19 protein-coding genes, 1 pseudogene and 1 riboswitch are annotated in these 18,993 nt (G+C 62.2%); of the genes and pseudogenes, 9 read left to right on the forward strand and 11 right to left on the reverse strand.

What is annotated here, in order from left to right; genetic code table 11:
- Window positions 1-63: 63 nt before the first annotated feature.
- On the reverse strand, window positions 64-1,371 hold the full coding sequence (locus tag N2A41_RS13275) for an extracellular solute-binding protein (protein ID WP_222384049.1): 1,308 nt from the start codon (window positions 1,369-1,371) through the stop codon (window positions 64-66).
- Window positions 1,372-1,578: 207 nt separating this feature from the next.
- Here N2A41_RS13275 and N2A41_RS13280 point away from each other — a divergent pair, with 207 nt between their 5' ends.
- The 3 genes from N2A41_RS13280 to N2A41_RS13290 all read left to right on the forward strand — a co-directional run bounded on the left by N2A41_RS13280 (window position 1,579) and on the right by N2A41_RS13290 (window position 4,682).
- Entirely contained in the window at window positions 1,579-2,730 is a 1,152-nt protein-coding gene (locus tag N2A41_RS13280) for an ROK family transcriptional regulator (protein WP_222384048.1), read from the forward strand.
- A gap of 284 nt (window positions 2,731-3,014) precedes the next feature.
- Window positions 3,015-3,728 (forward strand): DNA helicase, encoded by a 714-nt coding sequence (locus N2A41_RS13285; RefSeq protein ID WP_222384047.1) that lies wholly within the window; start codon window positions 3,015-3,017, stop codon window positions 3,726-3,728.
- Window positions 3,729-3,800: 72 nt separating this feature from the next.
- Entirely contained in the window at window positions 3,801-4,682 is an 882-nt protein-coding gene (locus N2A41_RS13290) for a transglutaminase-like domain-containing protein (protein WP_260108973.1), read from the forward strand.
- Between the two features lie 125 nt (window positions 4,683-4,807).
- Here the strand turns inward: N2A41_RS13290 and N2A41_RS13295 are convergent, their stop codons facing one another.
- Window positions 4,808-5,602 (reverse strand): class I SAM-dependent methyltransferase, encoded by a 795-nt coding sequence (locus tag N2A41_RS13295; RefSeq protein WP_311202869.1) that lies wholly within the window; start codon window positions 5,600-5,602, stop codon window positions 4,808-4,810.
- A gap of 148 nt (window positions 5,603-5,750) precedes the next feature.
- Here N2A41_RS13295 and N2A41_RS13300 point away from each other — a divergent pair, with 148 nt between their 5' ends.
- Window positions 5,751-6,773 (forward strand): LLM class flavin-dependent oxidoreductase, encoded by a 1,023-nt coding sequence (locus N2A41_RS13300; RefSeq protein WP_260108975.1) that lies wholly within the window; start codon window positions 5,751-5,753, stop codon window positions 6,771-6,773.
- Between the two features lie 96 nt (window positions 6,774-6,869).
- Here the strand turns inward: N2A41_RS13300 and N2A41_RS13305 are convergent, their stop codons facing one another.
- From N2A41_RS13305 to N2A41_RS13315, 3 genes and pseudogenes are all read right to left on the reverse strand, one after another.
- Complete coding sequence (locus N2A41_RS13305; protein ID WP_260108976.1) at window positions 6,870-7,319, reverse strand: potassium channel family protein; 450 nt, start codon at window positions 7,317-7,319, stop codon at window positions 6,870-6,872.
- Window positions 7,316-8,422: an AI-2E family transporter gene (locus N2A41_RS13310; protein WP_260108977.1), complete on the reverse strand. Its 1,107-nt coding sequence runs from the start codon at window positions 8,420-8,422 to the stop codon at window positions 7,316-7,318. Before N2A41_RS13310 ends, N2A41_RS13305 begins: the two co-directional genes overlap by 4 nt.
- A 198-nt stretch (window positions 8,423-8,620) precedes the next feature.
- Window positions 8,621-9,443: pseudogene (locus tag N2A41_RS13315) on the reverse strand (AraC family transcriptional regulator).
- Window positions 9,444-9,540: 97 nt separating this feature from the next.
- On the opposite strand from N2A41_RS13315, the gene N2A41_RS13320 reads away from it, so the two are divergent.
- Both N2A41_RS13320 and N2A41_RS13325 read left to right on the forward strand, forming a co-directional pair.
- The gene (locus N2A41_RS13320; RefSeq protein ID WP_260108978.1) at window positions 9,541-10,464 is read left to right on the forward strand and encodes a phytanoyl-CoA dioxygenase family protein; all 924 of its coding nucleotides are present in this window, start codon (window positions 9,541-9,543) and stop codon (window positions 10,462-10,464) included.
- Window positions 10,465-10,658: 194 nt separating this feature from the next.
- Entirely contained in the window at window positions 10,659-11,594 is a 936-nt protein-coding gene (locus N2A41_RS13325) for a LysR family transcriptional regulator (RefSeq protein WP_170282596.1), read from the forward strand.
- Here N2A41_RS13325 and N2A41_RS13330 read toward each other — a convergent pair.
- The 3 genes from N2A41_RS13330 to N2A41_RS13340 all read right to left on the reverse strand — a co-directional run bounded on the left by N2A41_RS13330 (window position 11,581) and on the right by N2A41_RS13340 (window position 14,637).
- Window positions 11,581-12,810 (reverse strand): MFS transporter, encoded by a 1,230-nt coding sequence (locus N2A41_RS13330; protein WP_260108979.1) that lies wholly within the window; start codon window positions 12,808-12,810, stop codon window positions 11,581-11,583. The genes N2A41_RS13325 and N2A41_RS13330 overlap by 14 nt on opposite strands.
- Window positions 12,807-13,451 carry an ArsR/SmtB family transcription factor gene (locus N2A41_RS13335; RefSeq protein ID WP_222384039.1) on the reverse strand — a complete coding sequence of 215 codons (645 nt, stop codon included), beginning with the start codon at window positions 13,449-13,451 and terminating at the stop codon, window positions 12,807-12,809. The genes N2A41_RS13330 and N2A41_RS13335 overlap by 4 nt, the downstream gene beginning before the upstream one ends.
- A gap of 70 nt (window positions 13,452-13,521) precedes the next feature.
- On the reverse strand, window positions 13,522-14,637 hold the full coding sequence (locus N2A41_RS13340) for an adenylate/guanylate cyclase domain-containing protein (protein WP_222384038.1): 1,116 nt from the start codon (window positions 14,635-14,637) through the stop codon (window positions 13,522-13,524).
- 236 nt (window positions 14,638-14,873) lie between these two features.
- On the opposite strand from N2A41_RS13340, the gene N2A41_RS13345 reads away from it, so the two are divergent.
- A complete protein-coding gene (locus N2A41_RS13345) occupies window positions 14,874-15,098 on the forward strand; it encodes a hypothetical protein (protein WP_162116089.1) in 225 nt (74 codons plus the stop codon).
- A 111-nt stretch (window positions 15,099-15,209) separates the two neighbouring features.
- Here the strand turns inward: N2A41_RS13345 and N2A41_RS13350 are convergent, their stop codons facing one another.
- The gene (locus N2A41_RS13350) at window positions 15,210-15,521 is read right to left on the reverse strand and encodes a GCG_CRPN prefix-to-repeats domain-containing protein (RefSeq protein ID WP_222384037.1); all 312 of its coding nucleotides are present in this window, start codon (window positions 15,519-15,521) and stop codon (window positions 15,210-15,212) included.
- Between the two features lie 120 nt (window positions 15,522-15,641).
- The gene (locus N2A41_RS13355) at window positions 15,642-16,088 is read right to left on the reverse strand and encodes an SRPBCC family protein (RefSeq protein ID WP_017964945.1); all 447 of its coding nucleotides are present in this window, start codon (window positions 16,086-16,088) and stop codon (window positions 15,642-15,644) included.
- Between the two features lie 245 nt (window positions 16,089-16,333).
- A riboswitch (FMN riboswitch) is annotated at window positions 16,334-16,475 on the forward strand.
- 78 nt (window positions 16,476-16,553) lie between these two features.
- Here N2A41_RS13355 and N2A41_RS13360 point away from each other — a divergent pair.
- On the forward strand, window positions 16,554-16,988 hold the full coding sequence (locus N2A41_RS13360; protein ID WP_222384036.1) for a 6,7-dimethyl-8-ribityllumazine synthase: 435 nt from the start codon (window positions 16,554-16,556) through the stop codon (window positions 16,986-16,988).
- A gap of 257 nt (window positions 16,989-17,245) precedes the next feature.
- Entirely contained in the window at window positions 17,246-17,935 is a 690-nt protein-coding gene (locus N2A41_RS13365) for a VOC family protein (RefSeq protein ID WP_162116086.1), read from the forward strand.
- 140 nt (window positions 17,936-18,075) lie between these two features.
- Here the strand turns inward: N2A41_RS13365 and N2A41_RS13370 are convergent, their stop codons facing one another.
- On the reverse strand, window positions 18,076-18,960 hold the full coding sequence (locus N2A41_RS13370) for a LysR family transcriptional regulator (RefSeq protein WP_162116085.1): 885 nt from the start codon (window positions 18,958-18,960) through the stop codon (window positions 18,076-18,078).
- Window positions 18,961-18,993 lie beyond the last annotated feature (33 nt).

Raw genomic sequence — 18,993 nt, forward strand, 5'->3', positions numbered from 1 at the left:
GACACGGGAGCACGCGCGCCCGTGCGCGGGACGTCCAAACGTCCCGCGCGTGAGATGTCGGGATCACTGCATCTTCACGCCCTTGTAGGTCTGCTCGAAGCGACGCAGCAGCTCGTCGCCACGCCTCTTGGCGTTGTCGAGCGCCACCTGCATGGTCTCCTGGCCGGCAAATGCCTTCTGGGTCTCTTCCATGAACACCTGGCGGAACTGTACGTAGAAGCCTAGACGGATGCCGCGGGTATCCGGCGTGCGCGGCTGGTTCATCGATTCGATGCCGACGGCCGCCGTCGCATATTTCGGCGAGTTCGCCTCGCCGCTCTTGGCGATCGCATCCATCACGTCGTTGGTGACGGGGACGTAGCCGGTGGCCGCGGTCAGAAACATCTGCTGTTCGGGACGGCGCAGGAAGTCGAGGAAGGCCTTGGCACCTTCGATCTCGGCTTTGTCGTGACCTTTCATGATGTAGATCGAGGCGCCGCCGACAAAGGTGTTGTGTCGCTCGTAGCCATCATACATCGGCGCCATGCCGATGCTGAGCTCGTATTTGCCTTCGAACGCCTTCGCCGAGGCGGTATAGGAACCCGAGGAATTCTCCATCATGGCGCATTCGCCGGTGTTGAAGGCGGCGGTGAAGTTGCCGGCCTTGGTATCGGCATTGAGCTTGACGAGGCCTTCCTTGCGCCAGTCGATCAGATTCTGGAGATGCTTGGCGGCGAAGGTCGTGTTGAACACATATTCGGCGTCGAGACCGTCATAGCCGTTATGCTTTGAGGCGATCGGCAGGCCATGGCGGGCGGAAAACTGTTCGAGCACGCGCCATGTATCGCCATCGGTGGTGAAGGGGCAGGCATTACCTGAAGCCTTAAGCTTGCGGGCGGCCTCGATGATCTCTTCCCAGGTCGCAGGCGTCTTGGTGATGCCGGCTTTCTCAAGCTCGGTCTTGTTGGTGTAGAACAGTAACGTCGAGGCATTGTAGGGCTGCGCGAAAAGCGCGCCACCGGAGGTTTCGTAGTAGGCCCGCGCGCCAGCGATATAATTGCCCCACTTGACCTCGGGCAGCTCCGCCTGGACCGGCACGACGGCATCTGACAGCATCAGGTCGAGCGTGCCGGCGTCGAAGAACTGGATGAGGACGGGATGGTTGTTGGCACGGAAGGCGGCGATTGCCTTCTGCATCGACACTTCGTAGCTGCCCTGGCCGACGCAGGTGATGTGATGCTCCGATTGTGCGGCATTGAAAGCGCTGCACTGGTCCTGGATCGCCTTTTCGACGACGCCCGTATTGCCGTACCAGAATTCGATATTAGCGGCCTGCGCCGAACATGCGCCCGCCATCAGCGCGGCCGCAGCCGCCAGAATGGAAATCTTCATCTTGCCCTCACCTGATTTGATTGGCCGGCCTCCAGCGCCGACGCCGTGACAGCACTTTATTACACATCACGTGTAACAATTTGGTGACGGGCGCAAGCCGCTTGTCGCAAAGCAGGGCTGCTGCTATAGCGCATGGACGCAAGTACTGGAGACAACAGCAATAATTACTACACGCCTATAGTAATTATTGACGAAGGAAGTGCTGATATGACCTATTTCCCGGAGCCGCTGATCGCCCAGCACTTCCTTCGCGAAGGCGGGGGCGTCGTCTCCTCGAACGAACGCGATCTGCTGAGGTTGATCTGGCGTCACCCCGGCCTGTCGCGCTCCGAAGTCACCGGCCACACCGACCTCACCCAGCAATCCGTCTACCGGATCATCGACCAGTTGGAGGAACGCGCCATCATTTCCTTCGGTTCGCCGAAACCCGGCGCCGGTCGTGGCCAGCCGAGCCCAACGCTCCGGCTTAACGGTCGCTACGCCTATTCCTGCGGCATCTCGGTCAATACCGACGTGATTGGCATCTGCCTGATGGATATATCTGGCAAGGTGCTGGCCGAAAGCAGCATCATCCTGCGGGAACGTTCGATGGCCCAGTCGCTCGATCTCGTCCTGGAGCAGCTGGTCGAACACCAGAGAGAGAACGACCTCTCCGAGGAGACTTTCTTCGGGATCGGCTTTGCCATCGCCGGTTTCCACGTCAGCGGCACCCGCTACAACGCCCCGCTGCCGCTGCACGAGTGGTCGCTCATCGAACTTGGGCCGCTACTGTCGGAATTTTTCGGCAAGCCGGTCTGGGTGCACAATGGCGGCAAGGCGGGAACGGTCGCCGAATCCATGTTCGGCGCCGGCCGCTATATCAGGCACTTCGCTTATCTGAGCTTCAACTACGGCTTCGGCGGCGGCCTGGTCAGCAACGGCGAGCTGCTGCATAACGGCATCGGCAATGCCGGCGAATTCTCGGGCATGTACGACGCCGAGGAGAATAAGCGCCGGCCGGCTTTGCAATATCTGATCGAAAACCTCACCCGCAATGGCGTCGACGTTCCCTCGATCAGCTACATGCGCAAGCATTTCGACCCGAAATGGCCAGGCGTCGTGGAATGGGTGGACGAGGTGGCGCCTGCCTATAGCCGCCTCATCAACGCGATCTGGGCGATCTTCGATCCGCAAGGGATCGTCTTCGGCGGCCAAATTCCCTCCGCCCTGGCACAGCTTTTGATCGACCGCACCGAGATCTTCGACCGCCCCCGTTACGGCGTGCCACGCCCTCGCCCGAAGCTGATCATCTCCGAGATAGCAAGCGACGCATCGGCTATGGGAGCCGCCATCGCCCCGTTCAAATCGGCCTATTATTGATCCGAGCGACTTCGCCGCCGTCGGCAGAAATCGATTCCCTCTCGGCCTCTTACGGCAACTCTCTCTGCTTCCGCTTGAGGAAATCACGCATTTTCCCTCGAAACGCGAAGCAGGCGATTTTCGGCCGCGCGGTCCTGCGCTATGATCTGATTCTGGCACAGCCCACGCCTCCCCCCTCCGTCGGGAAAGCAGACGTCATGCGGGGCCACCTGAACCGAGCCGACTGTTCGAGCATCTTGCATAAGGAGGGATTGCGAAAACCGCTCGCAATAGGAGGTTTATGAATGAAGATGTCTGCGCCTATCTATCACCTGAAGCGTAAAGCCAGAAAGCTTTCCCGAGCCGAGGACATGCCCTTGCACCAGGCGCTCGACCGCATAGCCCTGGAAGAAGGCTACGGCGGCTGGAGCCTGCTTGCGGCAAAAGCAGCGGCGGAAGCACCCGCCGGCAAGCTGTTTCAGCAATTGCGGCCCGGCGATCTCCTGCTCGTCGGCGCCCGGCCCGGCCACGGCAAGACCCTGATGGGGCTCGAACTCGCCGTCGAGGCGATGAAATCAGGCCGTCCAGGTGTGTTCTTCTCGCTGGAATATACGGAAGAGGATATTGTCGATCGCTTCCGCGCCATCGGTGTCGACCGGGCACGATTCGAGCGTCTGTTCGAATTCGACGGCTCCGATGCTATCAGCTCCGCCTACATCGCCGAGAGACTGGCGGCCGCACCGCGCGGCACGCTCGTCGTCATCGACTATCTACAACTGCTCGACCAGAGGCGGGAGAACCCCGAACTCTCCGTCCAGGTCCGCACTCTGAAGGCTTTCGCCCGCGAGCGCGGCTTGATCGTGGTCTTCATCTCCCAGATCGATCGATCCTACGAGCGATCGCAAAAGCCCCTGCCTGATATCGCCGATATCAGGCTGCCGAACCCGCTCGACTTGAAACTGTTCGACAAGATGTGCTTCTTGAACAACGGCCAGGTGGCATTTCAGGCTGCGCGATAAGGACCTGCCGTGACCCCGTCGCGGGCCCGCGGGACCTTGCCCTGCCACGCCGGTTTTATCATACTGCCCGACATGAGCGGATATCAGAGCCCTGTCGATTTCTACATGCGCCCCGGCCCGATGACATCGGCCGGGTCGCATGCCCCTGCCCTTGCTGCGCTCAAGGGCGTCGAAACCGTTGCTGCGGCCGTGCAAGGCGCGCTGCTGCATGAAGCCTGGGCTCCGCACTACAATCAGCCGCTCACCCCGGCGCGAAGGGCGCAGTCACACACGCGGCCGGCGCGAGAGATACTCGATGCGATCATGGAAATCGATCCCGCCCCGCTCGACATCCCGCGCCCACCGGAGAAGCGCAGCATCGGCGTGTGCCGCCATTTCACCGTCCTCGCCTGCGCGGCACTCAAGGCCCAGAGCGTCCCGGCGCGTGCCCGCTGCGGCTTCGGCATGTATTTCGAGGTCGGTAAGGGCATCGATCACTGGATCGCCGAATATTGGGACGGAGAGCGCTGGATCTCTGCGGACTTCCAGATCGACGATCGTCAGCGCGCCGCCTTGCAGCTCGATTTCGATCCCCTCGACCAGCCGCCGGGCAAATTCCTCAGCGCTGGCGAAACCTGGCAGCGCTGCCGCGCCCGCTCCGCCGACCCCGCCAGTTTCGGCATCTTCGACGAGTCGGGCCTATGGTTCATCGCGATGAATCTCGTGCGCGACTTCGCCGCCCTCAACAATATGGAGATGCTTCCCTGGGACAATTGGGGAGCGATGCCGCAGCCCGAGGAAGAAATATCTCCGGATGGATTGGCGCATTTCGATCGTCTCTCCGCCCTGACGACCGACGTGGACGAACGCTTCGGGGAGCTGCGGGCGCTCTACCAGTACGATGCCGGACTGCGCGTGCCGGCGCAGGTCTTCAATGGCGTGCGCAAGCAACTGGAGGATATCGGCGGCGCGTGATCACGCAATGAGACTATCATCGGTCGGTGCATGACACGTTCGCGCGCTACACCGCCGTAGGCACACTATTCCTGTACTCGTCATAGGGACAATTCCTGTACTCGTCATAGGAACATCGTCTCTTGTCAGATCGGCTTGATTTCACCCCAGACAATCCCGGTGCGGACAATGAAGCTCAACCGATCATCAGTCGAATAAGAGCGCAACAGCTCCGAGAGTTCCGCGTCAAAGCTTGCGATCTGGTCGCCGAGTTTCGAAGGTGCAAACGTATCGCGCGAATGCTGGCAGGAGATGAAATCCGCGACGCTCGGCTCAAAGGGACGCTCTGACACGAACTGTTCGCTGCCGCAGAGGTTGAGATGGCTCTGGTAGCTTCGCATGCCCTCGGACCTCTTGTCGTGATCGAAAGGCTGACCCTTGACCTCCGGCACCCACTTCCGCAGGAAAGAATGCCAATCCGATTGCCATGGAGGTTCGAACGGGTCGTCTCCGGAAATCACGGCCATGACGTGACCTGCTGTGGCGTTTGCCAAAAGATGCGGAAACAGCCTGCCATGATCCATCCAGTGGATGCTTGCCGCTGCGACCGTCAGGTCGAAAGATTCACCGCCGGTCGGGAAGTCCTCGCCGAAACTTTCTACCCACCGGATATTCAGCGCGTTACCGCCCGGCAGCGATCTGCCGAGAGCGATCATCTGCTCCGAGAGATCAACCGCCGTGACTGTTGTAAACGCACCCGCCAGCGGGCGGGAGATTTTTCCAGGCCCGCAACCAATATCCAGGAGATGCTGTGATCGCGGCGCAATTGCCAGAAGCTTTCGAAATACGGCATCGGGGTAAGGTGGCCGATACCGGTAATTTGCGACAACGTCGGTTTCCGAAAAGGAAGAGCCCCTGCGCTGATCCATCAAAAACTCCATGCTCTCGCCGCATAAGCAGAGGCTGCAACACGCGTTTATGTCAATTGGTTTTCATCGATCCAGCCATCCGGTTCCGATTGTCTTCCGGCCCCAAACTGTGCCATGACGCATCAACCCCAGACGCAACAGACCAAGGTGCGGCATCGGCATGAAGAAGATCGGTTTCCTCTCGTTCGGACACTGGACGCCCTCGCCCCAATCGCAGACGCGCTCGGCCGGCGACGCGCTGCTGCAGTCGATCGACCTTGCCGTCGCGGCCGAGGAGCTCGGCGCCGACGGAGCGTATTTTCGCGTGCATCATTTCGCCCGACAGCTGGCCGCACCCTTCCCGCTGCTATCAGCCGTCGGCGCGAGAACCAAGCGGATCGAGATCGGCACCGCCGTCATCGACATGCGCTACGAGAACCCGCTTTATATGGCCGAGGATGCCGGTGCGGCCGACCTCATCGCCGGCGGCCGCCTGCAGCTCGGCATCAGCCGCGGTTCGCCCGAACAGGTGATCGATGGCTGGCGCCATTTCGGTTATGCCCCGCCAGAGGGCCAGAGCGAGGCCGATATGGCCCGCCATCACGCCGAAGTCTTCCTCGAAGTGCTGCGCGGCGAAGGATTTGCCAAACCGAACCCACGGCCGATGTTTCCAAACCCGCCCGGCCTCCTGCGCCTAGAGCCGCATTCCGAGGGCCTGCGCGAGCGGATCTGGTGGGGCGCAAGCTCGAATGCCACCGCCGTTTGGGCAGCCAAGCTCGGCATGAACCTGCAGAGTTCGACGCTGAAGGACGATGAGACGGGCGAACCCTTCCACGTCCAGCAGGCCGACCAGATTCGCGCATACCGCGAGGCCTGGAAAGAAGCCGGCCACACGCGCCAGCCGCGCGTCTCGGTCAGCCGCAGCATCTTCGCACTGGTCGACGACCGCGACCGCGCCTATTTCGGCTATGGCAACGACGGTGAAGACAAGATCGGCTTCATCGACGAGAAGACCCGGGCGATCTTCGGCCGCAGCTACGCCGCAGAGCCCGACGCCCTGATCAAGCAACTCGCCGAAGACCAAGCCATCGCCGAGGCAGACACTCTGCTGCTGACCGTCCCCAACCAGCTCGGCGTCGACTACAACGCCCATGTCATTGAAGCGATCCTCACCCACGTCGCGCCTGCGATGAGTTGGCGCTGACGCCGCGGCACGACAGGCTGTCTTCGCCGGCTACAGCGCCGCGCGTCTTTTCGGACGCGCAAAGGACGCTGTAACACTTTGAATTGCTCCAGCACGCTACGTCTCATGCGCCGTTCGATTTGCCGCGGCCATTTTCCCCATGGCCTGCTGGATAGCCGAGAAGAACAGCGCCGTCGTGATCCCGAACATCATCAGCCCATTGGCTGCCTGCAGCGGCGCAAGCAGCCGGATACGGCCATCTAGCACCACGTCGCCATAACCGAGCGACGTGAAGGTGACGCCCGAAAAATACATGGCAGTTTCGAAGTCCTCGAAGGCACCGAGCACGCGATATAGCAGTGCCCAGAAAGCGACCTGGAGGATATTGCCCAGCATGAGCACGATCATCAGAACCGAGAACTGCACGAAGATCGTCCGCCAGGGCTTTCGGCCAACGGGCTGTGCGCGAGCATGAACAAAATAACGCGCCGCCAGCAATGAAGCCGCTGCCTGCAGCACGAGGCATATCGACATCGCAAGCAGCCCGAGGCCAATGACTGTAATCATAGGGCCGGACCCTCGATCCGGGGTCCGTCCTCGACCGGGCGCTCATGCAGCCATTCCATCAGCAACACGAAGCCGACGGCCAGCAGCACGGGGCCGACAAATATGCCGAGAAGGCCATCGGCTATCATCCCTCCGATGACACCGACCAGGATGACCGGCATTGGCACATCAGATCCACGACCGAGCATCAATGGCTTGAGAAAATTGTCGCTCAGCCCGGCGATGAAAGACCATATGGCGAAGATGATTGCCGGCGTTGTTGCTTCCGTAGCAAAGACATAAGCCATGACAGGCAGCGTCAGCAGCAGCGGCGGTATCTGCACGACTGCCAATAGAAACGTGACGAGCGTCAAGGCACCGGCCGCGGGAAGGCCGATGGCGAAGAAACCAATGCCAACGAGCATCGACTGGATCACCGCCACGCCGACCACGCCGACCGCCACGCTCCGGATCGTTGTGGCGGTCAGATGGATGAGCCGGGCACCCCGCGCCCTGCTGTTGGTGATATGCTCCAGCAGACTGAGGGCAAATGCCGCAGCACCCTTGGCATAGGCGACAAGCACGGCGGCAATCGCGATGGAAAGAACGAAGGACAGGCCGCCAGAGGCCAGGCCGCCGGCGAAGGATGCGAGCCACGCGGCAGGCTTGCTCAGCATCTCTCCGTATTGACGCAGTGCCGAGGGCAGGTTGGCGGCAGCAAGCGACCAGCCCGCCGAGAGCTTCGCTCCGACCACCGGCAGGTCGGCAAGCCGCGTTGGAGGCGGCGGGATCGTGAGGCTGTGGTTCTGCAAGCCGGAAACAAGCCAGTAGATGGAAGACCCAAGCGACGTAATCACGACGAACATCGGCACCAGAACGACGGCAACGCCGACGATCCCGATGAGAGATGCGGACCAGCGATTGCCGATCCGATCGGACAGGCGCAGATGCAAGGGATGAAGCATGACCGCCAGGATCACCGACCAAAGCAGAATGCCGAGGAACGGCACCATGATCCTGGCGCAGACATAGACCAGAAGCGCGACCAGTCCCAATTGAACCGCCACATGGATGATAGACGGTCTCGACGGCGCGAGATCGACATTCGATGCGCTGTACGTCATTTTCCCCTCCCGGTCCGGAATCTCCGCAAATGAGCGAAACCGGACGTTCCCCAATCGGACAACGAAACCTTCCACCCGGTATCGAACCTGCAATTGGTGGTGCGGCGAAGATTTTGCCGACGCCATGAAAGGTCGTCCCCAATGCCCCCATCATACATGACTTTGTGTAAACCGGATACGGTCACTACCGCCGGGCTCTCAAACCCTGGTGTACCTGGCGCGGAACTCGCGGGGACTGCAGCCCTCGTATTCGTGAAAGACACGCGAAAAATAGAACGGGTCATCCAGACCGACCGTGGCGGCGACCGTTTCTATCTTTTCGTCGGTGGTTGCCAGGAGCTGCTTGGCTTGGTCCATCCGCACCCGAAGCTGAAATGCCTTGGGCGGCAGCCCAGTTTCGAGCACGAACCGCCTGCGCAGCGTCGCCGGCGACATGCCGTGCTCGGCGGCGAAGGCTGTAAGGTCCAGCGGTTGCATTGCGCGTTGCCGCAGCGTCTCGACGATTTCGGCCATGTCGGGCCTGTCTCGGCTGATCGGCCGCGCCGCTTGCCTGTCTTGCGGCTGATATGACGATGCGATGCAGCATCAAGGCCGCCGATGCCTGCCCGAGGTTGCTATCGTCGAGCAGGTCGGCATGCAGGATGCCGAATAGCCGCGCCATCTCATCTACGTGAGGTAAGCCCACGACGGGCTGTCGCTCGGTCATGAGCCTCAACCGGACGAAGTCTCGCGTAAACGATCCTTCGAAAAGCGCCCAGCGCTCGTCCCAGCCGCCTTCATCGGGGCCATAGGAATGAACGCGGTTCGGAAACAGCCAGAAGAGGATCGGCCCGGTGAGGCTCAGGTGGCCGCTGGCCGAGGTGTCCAGCCAGCCCTGCCCGCGCTCCACCAGCACGACGGCGAAACTCGGCAATTTCCGGTCCGTCACCGCACGGCGGGCATGCTGCCTGCCACTGCCGGTAACAGCAAGTCCGCCGGCAACGGCAAGCGGCGTCCTATAGATGGCCTCTGGGTCTCTCATGGTGAGCGAAAAGTCCAGCTACGAATTTCCTCTATGTCGGTTGGCGCGCCGGGTCAGGTAATTGATGGTAAGGCAACTCAAGCGACGGAGGAGTGAAATGTCAATTGCTGCGGAGGCCGTGCAGATCCGAAGGCCGGAATTTCCCCTTGCCGCCCATGGCAAAACCTTGCCTGCGGAGCGGACGGGCTGGCTGATGCCGACCGATCCCGCCATCGGCGTCGACGCCATCCGGTGTCGCTACCAGCACGATGGCTATGTCTGGCTAAAAGGCCTTCTGCCGCGGGCCGATGTCATCGATTTCCGCCACTGGGTCTTCGAACGCCTTGCCGAAACCGGACTGGTCGAGCCGGGCAGCGATTTTTCTCTGGGGATCGCGCCTGCCGGTGGCTTCGACAGAAGCCTGGCGGACCGGCGCCTGATGTCGCTCGTCCGCTCCGCCGCCTATGAAGGCTTCTGTGCGCAACCACTGCTCGCCGGCTTTATGGACGATTTCCTGCAGGGCATCTCCTATCTGCACAAGCACAAGATCATGCGCTTCGTCCAGCCGGGATCGCTGACAGCCACGCCCGCCCACTACGATCTCGTCTATCTCCGCGGCGGCACCAGCCGCCTGGTGACGGCCTGGATACCGATCGGCGACACCCCCGCCGAGATGGGCGGCCTGGTCTATCTCGAAGGTTCGCATGCTCTGGGCACCAAGTTGGAAGCCGAATTCAGGGCGGCAAGCGGCGATCTTTCTCCGGAAGAGCAGATCAGTGCCTATAACAGCCACATGAGCGAAGGCGGCTGGGTCTCGAAGGATCTCCCCGACATGGCAGAGCGTTTCGACACCCGCTGGCTCGCCGCCGATTACGAGGCCGGCGACGTGGTGCTCCACTCGCCCTACATGATCCACGCCTCGACCATCAATCAGGACCGCAGCCGGCGGCTGCGCCTCTCCACCGACATAAGATATCAGAATGTCGACGACGAGATCGACGTCCGATGGAACAACCACTGGAGCCTCGGCGACATGCTGTAGCCCGACTTTCCAGTGCCCATCTTTGACCTGCGATCCGGGGCGATGGCTGCTGTAGCAGGTTGATTGGCGAAGGGACGTCTACATAAAGCGAAGCGTGGGGACCTTACTGCCGCGATCGGCGTTGATGTTCCGGGCCTTGAACGATCCCATGATTGCCCGACTTATTGACGTAGCCGAACCGCTCGAGTTGCCTCATGCCGCGTACGAACCTGAACGATATCCTGGTTTTCATGGCCGTCGTCGATGCGGGGAGCTTTATCGCCGGCGGCCAGGCGATGGGCCTGTCCCGTTCCGCGGCAGGCAAGGCGGTCATCCGTCTGGAGGACCGGCTCGGCGCGCGTCTGCTCAACCGCACGACGAGAACGCTGAGCCTGACCGACGAAGGCCGGATGTTCTACGAGCGCGGGCTGCAGATCCTTGCATCGGTCGACGAGGCGGAGGCGAGCGTGGCAGGGCAGAACAGCACGCCGCGAGGTGTTCTCAGGCTCACCGTTCCCGATGCCTTCGGGCGGCTCGTCGTCCTGCCTTTGCTTGAAAAATATCTTCGGGCCTGGGCCGATATCCAGGTTGAAGTGAACTTCACCGATCGCCTGGCCGACATTATCGAGGAAGGCTTCGATCTGGCGATCCGGATCAGCGCAACGACGACGTTGGACACCCGCCTGGTCTCGCGCATCATCGCCAGCTACAAGGCGCGGCTCTGCGCCTCGCCGTCCTACCTTGCCGAGCGCGGCGAGCCGGGCGATATCGACGATATTACGGCCCACGACTGCCTCATCTTCGCCAGCCGCAATCAAAGGCAGGGCTGGCGCTTTCGCGGCGAAGGCGGTCCCTGGGTCAAAGCGCAAGGGCGCAGCCGTCTGAGGCTCGATAGCGTACAGGCGATCCGCGACGCCGCCCTGGCGGGACTGGGGATTGCCCTCCTTCCCGATTTTCTCGTCGCCGACGATCTCGTCGCCGGGCGCCTCCAGCAGGTCCTGCCCAGCCTCGAAACTGCCGACGCAAAGATCGTCGCTCTCTATCCCGACAAGCGCCTGCTGGAGCCGCGTGTCCGCCGCTTCATCGATCTGATGGTCGAGGAGCTTGGAGACCAGGGCCAGGCACGCAACCGCGACGCTAGCTCTGGGTGATAGCCTTGTCGAATCCGCGAAAGCTTTTCAGCGCCAGGGGAAAGAGGGTAGCGGCGAAATAGGCGAAGCCTGTGAGCGAAAGCGCCGCGGCAAGACCGATCATGCTGATCAGCGCGCCACCGACGAGACCGCCAAAGGGGATGAGAACAAAGCAGAGGGCGGCGTTCATCGCGGTAACGCGGCCGGTCAACGGCTTGGGGATGCGCTCGAAGATCACCGCAGACAGGATCGGATTGAGGAAACCCGATGCAAATCCTGCGGCTGCCAGGGTGATGAAGATGAGGGCGAGCGGCGCATCCAGCGCAACAACGAGAAAACGCGGAAATCCGGTCAGCAGGAATGCCACGGTATAGACCATCAGGCGCGGCATCCGCTCGCCGATCGCAGCGGCAATTGCAGCACCAGCGATCGAGGCGCCGGTGAAGGCCGAAAACATCGCCCCCAGCAATTCCGGGCCATGGCCCGACCTCTGTGTCCAGACGGGCAGCAGCACGGCGTGATAAGCCTGGTCCAGTAGGTTGGTGGTCGCCACCATGGTGGCGATGCTGACAAGCACCACATCGCCGCGCAGAAAGCGCCAGCCTTCCCTGAGATCGCTGAAATAGGAGGACATCCCGCCGGGCCGAGCCTCTGGCGCGCCGCGTGTCGGCCCGGGGATGCCGACTCCCACAATCAGCGCAGCGGCGGCGAAGGTGACGGCATTGACGACGAGCGCCTGCCCCGAGCCGATCAGACCAATCAGCGCGCCGGCGCCGGCTGCCCCCGCCGTCGAGGCCAGCCGCTCGATAGCACCGACGACGCCGGTGACCCGTTCGAGCGGCATGGCCGCCAACGTGGCGATTTCGGGAACCATCGCCTGCTTGGCGGCATCGGAAGGGCCGCGCAGCACGCCCATGGCAAAGACGACAGGCAGGAGCAGCGGCATATCAAGCAGGCCAAAGAGATCGAGCAGCGGCACCAGCCCCACCACGGCCACCGAGGCGGTATCGCAGACGACGGCGATGCGCGTCGGGCCGACGCGGTCGATCAGCGGCCCACTGAGCGCCTTGGCGGCGACATAGGGCAGCATTTCCATCATCGCCGTCAGCCCGGTCAGAACCGGGCTGCCCGTCGTGCTCAGCACCAGCCAGGGAATAGCGATGGTCGACAGCCGCGTGCCGGAAAGCGAAAGCGTCTCGGCTGCGGCAAGCGCCAGGAATGGCCCACCCCTTCTCATGGCTCGTCATCCCCCTCGCGGTGCGGAAGCCGGCCCGGATAGGGAAAGGCGTGCAGCATGATCGAGAACGGAACCATATCCTGGGGTGCCAGCTCTCCCAAAGGCGGAGCCACCCGCATCGCTTCGAGAATGATATCGGTCAGCCGCTTGGTCAGGGCTTCGGCCTGTTCCGCCGTCATCGGAATGATGATGTCGCTGGCCGTACTCGCCTTGCGCCATTCTGCCGGCAGCTCGGCATATTCCTCCAGCGCCTGTTGCATCTGGCCGACCTGCAGCGAGAGTGCGGCCTGGTTGAAGGCGAGATCGAGATCCAGCGTTTCGCCCTCAATCTCGCTTGCCGGCACCGAGGTGAGCTCGTGGCTGGCGCGCCACCAGCGATCGCGCCGCGAAGCATGCGGCGCTTCCTCGATGAAGCCGTATTGGGCAAGCTGACGCAGGTGATAGCTGGTGGCGCCGCTGTTCAACCCGAGCCGCACTGCCAGCTGCGTCGCCGTCGCAGGTCCATCGACCCTGAGCATGCCGAGCATGCGCAATCGGACTGGATGCGCCAGCGCCTTCAGCGCGGTCGGATCGGGCACGACGCGGCTGATAGTGCGGGGTGCGGTGACTGATTGAGCAGGCTGCGGGCGCGGTGTTTTCATGCCGCCAGCCTAGTATTACAAACATATTTTTGCAAATCTTTCTTTGCAAAACTGTCTTGGCTGCCGCAGCTCAATCCGTCGGCAGGGCAAAGACAGCGCAAGGGTCGGCGATGCCGCGCAAGGTGTGCTCTCCGAGCGGCGTCAGCGCCGTCGCCGTATTCGCTGCCACCGTGCCCGAGATCAGCACGCTTCGGCCGAGCGGCTTGCAGAGCCCCTCCAGCCGGCTGACCAGATTGACGGCGGGACCGATGGCGGTAAAATCCAGCCGGTCGGCCGCGCCGATATTGCCCCACAGGATCTCGCCGAAATGCAGTGCTGCGCCGAAGGGCAGCGGCGCCAGCCCCTGCGCCTGGCGCAGCTGATCGAGATGGGCCATGCCGGCACGGCTGGCGGCGACCGCCCGAAGTGCGGCCTCGCAGGCCTCGCGATCCGCTCGGCCTGCGTCGCGCTCGCCTGACGTAGCCGTGACCGGAAAGATCGCCAGCACGCCGTCGCCGATGAATTTCAGCACCTCGCCGCCGAAGGCATGCACTGCGCCGGCGACGCGGTCAAACCAGGCGTCCAGTGCTGATATCATCACGTGAGGTTCGGTCACCTCGGAGAGGGCGGTGAAGTCGCGCAGATCGGCGCAAAGAAGGGCGGCGCGGATGGTCTCGCCGGATCCGCGGGCAAGCGCGCCGGCCTGCACTCGCGCGGCGCTACGGCGGCCGAGATAGGCTTCAAGCAGCGCTGCCCGCGCCTCGCGCGCCGCCAAAGCGGCGAGCGGCGCTGCGGCAAAACGCGCGACCTCGCGCAGCAGGCCAGCCTCGGCCGGGCCGAATGCACCTGCCCCTTCCCCGCTGGAAACCCTCGCCCAGCCGAGCAGCGGGCTGTCCGACCGATTATCCTGCGCAGGCCCGATCCGGTCCTCCCATACCGGCCCGAGCCCGGCCAGCCACTCGCGCCCGGCTTCGCTCCGCGGAGCCGCGGCAAAGGCCAAAGCCTCAATGACAGCGCCGGTCTCCGCCCGCCACAGCCAGGTGCGCCGCGCGATGATCGGATGCGGCACCGACAGCGTCAGCGCGCCGCCCAAAAGCTGCAAGCCATCGGCCAGCAGCCGGCGTCCGAGTTCGGCCAGAAACCATTCGGGACTGGGTGAGGCACCGGCCTCGTCAACCAGCCAGGCAAGGGGAGACGGCAGATCCATGGCTTAACATCGCACGCTGACCGGGGCGGCCGCAAGGATGTCCCCCGGGTGAGCGCAGGCAGCCACTCCGAATGTCCATGAGGACGTTCCCATCGACTCAACCTGTGGCCCCCAAAAGGACGACCGCATCCCCTGTCGAAAACCACCGCGGTGGAAAACAAAAAATAAACACTTTAAACTTGCGCGACTTTGATTCCATTATAAGGTCGTTCATCATCGTGTGATTGAGGGGTGCGATGGGTACGACATTCTGGCCGAAAGATCCGCTGGATGGGAACGACATGACGCTGCTGACGTCGATCCTTCGGCGATGGTGCGAAAGATATCAGGTCGAACTGACGGCGGAGGAGAGCAGCCGCAAGGCGAAGGAACTTGTCGAATGGTTCGAATTCGGCGTCAAGGATCCCGTCGAGCTCGAGGAATTGATCGACGACAAGCACTGGCTCGTCAGCAGGATCTGACCGTAGACAAATCGGGAGGACGCTGCCGGTCAGCGTCGACGAACCTATCTCATCAGAAAAGGCCGGGCGAAATCGCTCCGGCCTTCGTCCATTTTCACCTAAGCGAGACCCTTAATCATCATCATCCCGCCAACGCCGATCGCGATCCCAGCGCCGCTCATGGCGCCAGCGCGGACTATCCCAATCCCGGTGACGCCGCTCCCAGCCCCAGCGGGGCGGACCACCGTAGAAAGCTACCGGCGGCGGGCGTCTCCAGTTTGGCCGGCATTCGCCCCAGCGCGTCAGATGCCAGCCGCGACCGCAGGCGTAGTCGACCTTTGTGACATTGCTTTGCACATTGATTGTCCCAAGCGGCATCGCCTCCGCGGTGCCGAACGAGAGGCTGCCGGCAAGCAAGGCAGCCGCGATAGAAAGTGCCTTCATCGAGAACTCCATTTTCAATCCAGCCACCCCGAGCTTATGGCCGCTAAATTGAACTGGAGATGAATTGCGCGTTCATGTTTGACGCGCGCAGAGAGCGTGGTTGGCCCGCGAGGAAACCGCTCAAGTTCTGCCGTAAAAAGCGTCGGGACCCGGATCACGCCCGGCGGCGACCTCGGTCAGCCGCCCCAGGTAATGCGCCCAGCCTTCCGCATGGCCGGCACATTGCTCGGCGCTCGGCAGGCCGCTATGGGTGAGCCGCAGCAGCGTTCCGCCCCCCTGCTCGATCAGGTCGATCTCGACCAGGCTCGACCCTGGCGGCACCACTTCGCTGCCATCCCAGCCAAAGCTATAGGCAAGGCGATGAACCGGAACCACTTCTCGAAACGAGCCGCGCGCAAAGCGGGCGCCGGTGACGTTGACAAGATAGAGCCCGCCAGGCTGCGGCTCGACCTGCGCCTCCGTTCCCATCCAGCGCAGGATCTTTTCCGGGTCGGTCATCAGCGCGAACACCGCGGCCGGCGGCGCCGCGATATGCGCCTCGCGGTGGACGACGAAGGGGTCTTGCATCTCTCTCTCCCGTGGTTGCCACGGCCCTGCCCGCCTCCGGTGGAGACGGCGCATCCTGTCTTGCCGTGCTATTCTGACGTGAATGTCCTCACTGGATGCATGTAGGCGCAAGCGCATCCTCAGCAAGAGGGCTTGCCCGTCGCGATCAACCAACAAGCGAAATCGCCGCTTCGGAGCCCTGATCCTACATTGGCCGCGAAGCATTTCGACCTATTGCCAGCCCGTCGCCTTCCCCCTATTGTTCGCGCCGTTCTCAGGGCGGGGTGCAAGTCCCTACCGGCGGTATGTAATCAGATTGCGAGCCCGCGAGCGCCTTCTCAGGAAGGGTCAGCAGATCAGGTGAGATGCCTGAGCCGACGGTCATAGTCCGGATGAAAGAGAACGTGCGTTCCTGCCGCCCTTGCGGCTGTCGGGGACGTTCGTGATCGCCTTGGGTGATGTGTCTTTTCGCCAAAGGAGATTACCATGGCACCCACCCGCTATGCCTTCATCAAAGCCAGCTGGCACGCCGACATCGTCGACCGCGCCCTTGATGGCTTTCATCAGCTTATTCCGCCCGAGCAGATCGATGTGTTCGATGTTCCCGGCGCATTCGAGATGCCGCTGCTGTCGCGCGATCTTGCGGCAACTGGACGCTATGCCGCTGTCGTTGCCGCCGCCTTCGTCGTCGATGGCGGAATCTACCGCCACGAATTCGTCGCCCAGGCCGTCGTCGATGGGCTGATGCGCGCCGGCATGGATACCGGCGTGCCGGTGCTGTCGGTGTCGCTGACGCCGCATCAGTATCAGGAAACCGAGCATCACAAGCAGATCTACCGCGCACATTTCGTCGAGAAAGGGCGCGAGGCAGCAAAGGCGGCTCTGACGATCGGCAAAACCCGCGCCGCCCTTGCTGCGTAGGAACTTCCTGCACGCCGGCTCGACGAGCCGCAGGACGACAGACGAAGTGGCGGGGGACCGACCCCGCCGCCTCATCGGATCGACATGACCTCACCAACCGCAGGAATGAAAGCGACGCGCCGTGTGTCGCAGCGGAATCCGCTAATACCGGCCAAATCAGACAGAATAATTGATTCGACGACCCCACCGCGCCGTGGTCAACTTGGCCCGTCACGTGTCCGCAATTCTCAAGACATCCAGAACCCAAGGAGCTTAAGATGAGCAATGCACTGCGCAGCGAAACCCCCATCGAGACCCCGAGAACTCAGCCCGTCGACACCAAGCTCGAGGTGGTCGTCATCCCCGTTTCCGACGTCGACCGCGCCAAACGTTTTTACGACGGGCTGGGTTGGCGGCTCGACGCCGACTTCGCCAATGATGCCGATTTCCGGGTGATCCAGTTTACCCCGCCCGGCTCCGGCTGCGCGATCATCTTCGGCAAGAACGTCACCGCCGCAGCCCCCGGCTCAGCCCAGGGGCTTTATCTTATCGTCTCCGACATCGAGGCCGCCCGCCGCGATCTCATCGCCCGCGGCGTCGAGGTGAGCCAAGTGTTCCATGACGCGGCCGGCATCTATGCCGGCAAGGACGAGCCCTATCTGTTCGGGCGGCTGCGGATCGCCGGCCGCGATCCCGATCACCGCAGCTATCGCTCCTTTGCATCTTTCAAGGATCCCGACGGCAACGGCTGGCTGTTCCAGGAGGTCACCACGCGGTTGCCGGGACGCATCGATGCCGACGAGACGAAATTCACGACGTCGACAGACCTTGCGTCAGCGCTGCGCCGCGCGGCGACCGCTCACGGTGAACACGAGAAACGGAACGGCGGCAAACACGACGAGAACTGGCCGGACTGGTACGCCGAATACATGGTCAGCGAACAAGCCGGCAAGCAACTGCCCTTATAGGCAATGGCGGCGACATCCTCTGAGAAGCAACGGCATTTCGGTATGGCGCGCCCATGCCGAAATGCTCTATCGTGTCTTAGCCTAACATTACCGATCTCCTTGCCGGCGTCAGATCGAGTACCGGGATCCGCCAGAAGCCGTCATTGGGACGCGGGAGACATCTGCGACGTTACCCAACCGGAAAATGCGAGCATGGCCGCTGTTGGCGGCCTCGATTGAAGTCGGGTTAGCCAATAGCTCCCCAACGATATGGTGGTAGCAAAAGGTTGTCTGATAGCCCCCGAGGATAGGTGTCTGGAAAACATCGAAGGCGGGGCCAGAGCGATCCCCAGTCCTTGCAGGGCCGCCTCCATCATCGCCAGGGAAGAGTCGAAGACGATGCCTGCGTTTATCTGGGGCGCCGGAGGAACGTTCGCTGCGACAAACCAGGTGCTCCATTCGTCCGCCCTATAGCTCCGCAAAAGCGTCGCCTCGACCAGGTCTGCAGGCCGCCTCAAACGCTCGGCCAATTTGGGCGTGCACAGAGGAGAGAGCGGAGCGTCGAACAGACGCAGCGCTTCTGTGCCATGCCAGGAACCGCTGCCGAAGCGAATGGCAAAGTCCAGTCCCTCGGCCGCCATATCGACGCGATTATTGTTTGTCGAAATGCGCACATCGATGAACGGGTGCTGCCGTTGAAAATCCGAAAGCCTTGGCAACAACCAGCCGACGGCAAACGTCCCGACCACGCCAAGGAACAGCAATTCCCGCACCTGCCCGGCTTCAATCCGGTCCAACGTGATCGCCATCTGATCGAAGGAATTGGTCAAGGTCGGCAAAAGAGCTTCGCCTTCTGCAGTGATTTTCAAGCCTCTTGGGAGGCGCTGAAAAAGCGCAGCCCCCAATCGCCTCTCCAGGCTTTTGACCTGTTGGCTTACAGCGGCCTGGGTAACGCAAAGCTCAATCGCGGCACGGGTAAAGCTGAGATGTCTTGCCGATGCTTCGAAGGCCCTCAAGCCATTTAAAGGGAGGAATTGCCGAACCATCTTAGCCCTAGATTTTCTTGGATCTCCTCCGAG

It is taken from the genome of Rhizobium sp. SRDI969, assembly GCF_025152725.1.
Taxonomy (GTDB): Bacteria; Pseudomonadota; Alphaproteobacteria; order Rhizobiales; family Rhizobiaceae; genus Rhizobium; species Rhizobium leguminosarum_I.

Bases quoted from the DNA above. Each gene is read 5' to 3' on its own strand.
- N2A41_RS13310 (WP_260108977.1), bottom strand. From the start codon at position 8,422: ATGACGTACAGCGCATCGAATGTCGATCTCGCGCCGTCGAGACCGTCT.
- N2A41_RS13330 (WP_260108979.1), bottom strand. From the start codon at position 12,810: ATGAGAAGGGGTGGGCCATTCCTGGCGCTTGCCGCAGCCGAGACGCTT.
- N2A41_RS13370 (WP_162116085.1), bottom strand. From the start codon at position 18,960: ATGGTTCGGCAATTCCTCCCTTTAAATGGCTTGAGGGCCTTCGAAGCA.
- N2A41_RS13365 (WP_162116086.1), top strand. From the start codon at position 17,246: ATGAGCAATGCACTGCGCAGCGAAACCCCCATCGAGACCCCGAGAACT.
- N2A41_RS13280 (WP_222384048.1), top strand. From the start codon at position 1,579: ATGACCTATTTCCCGGAGCCGCTGATCGCCCAGCACTTCCTTCGCGAA.
- N2A41_RS13295 (WP_311202869.1), bottom strand. From the start codon at position 5,602: ATGGAGTTTTTGATGGATCAGCGCAGGGGCTCTTCCTTTTCGGAAACC.
- N2A41_RS13345 (WP_162116089.1), top strand. From the start codon at position 14,874: ATGGGTACGACATTCTGGCCGAAAGATCCGCTGGATGGGAACGACATG.
- N2A41_RS13290 (WP_260108973.1), top strand. From the start codon at position 3,801: ATGAGCGGATATCAGAGCCCTGTCGATTTCTACATGCGCCCCGGCCCG.
- N2A41_RS13320 (WP_260108978.1), top strand. From the start codon at position 9,541: ATGTCAATTGCTGCGGAGGCCGTGCAGATCCGAAGGCCGGAATTTCCC.
- N2A41_RS13360 (WP_222384036.1), top strand. From the start codon at position 16,554: ATGGCACCCACCCGCTATGCCTTCATCAAAGCCAGCTGGCACGCCGAC.
- N2A41_RS13325 (WP_170282596.1), top strand. From the start codon at position 10,659: ATGCCGCGTACGAACCTGAACGATATCCTGGTTTTCATGGCCGTCGTC.
- N2A41_RS13350 (WP_222384037.1), bottom strand. From the start codon at position 15,521: ATGAAGGCACTTTCTATCGCGGCTGCCTTGCTTGCCGGCAGCCTCTCG.
- N2A41_RS13275 (WP_222384049.1), bottom strand. From the start codon at position 1,371: ATGAAGATTTCCATTCTGGCGGCTGCGGCCGCGCTGATGGCGGGCGCA.
- N2A41_RS13300 (WP_260108975.1), top strand. From the start codon at position 5,751: ATGAAGAAGATCGGTTTCCTCTCGTTCGGACACTGGACGCCCTCGCCC.
- N2A41_RS13285 (WP_222384047.1), top strand. From the start codon at position 3,015: ATGAAGATGTCTGCGCCTATCTATCACCTGAAGCGTAAAGCCAGAAAG.
- N2A41_RS13305 (WP_260108976.1), bottom strand. From the start codon at position 7,319: ATGATTACAGTCATTGGCCTCGGGCTGCTTGCGATGTCGATATGCCTC.
- N2A41_RS13340 (WP_222384038.1), bottom strand. From the start codon at position 14,637: ATGGATCTGCCGTCTCCCCTTGCCTGGCTGGTTGACGAGGCCGGTGCC.
- N2A41_RS13335 (WP_222384039.1), bottom strand. From the start codon at position 13,451: ATGAAAACACCGCGCCCGCAGCCTGCTCAATCAGTCACCGCACCCCGC.
- N2A41_RS13355 (WP_017964945.1), bottom strand. From the start codon at position 16,088: ATGCAAGACCCCTTCGTCGTCCACCGCGAGGCGCATATCGCGGCGCCG.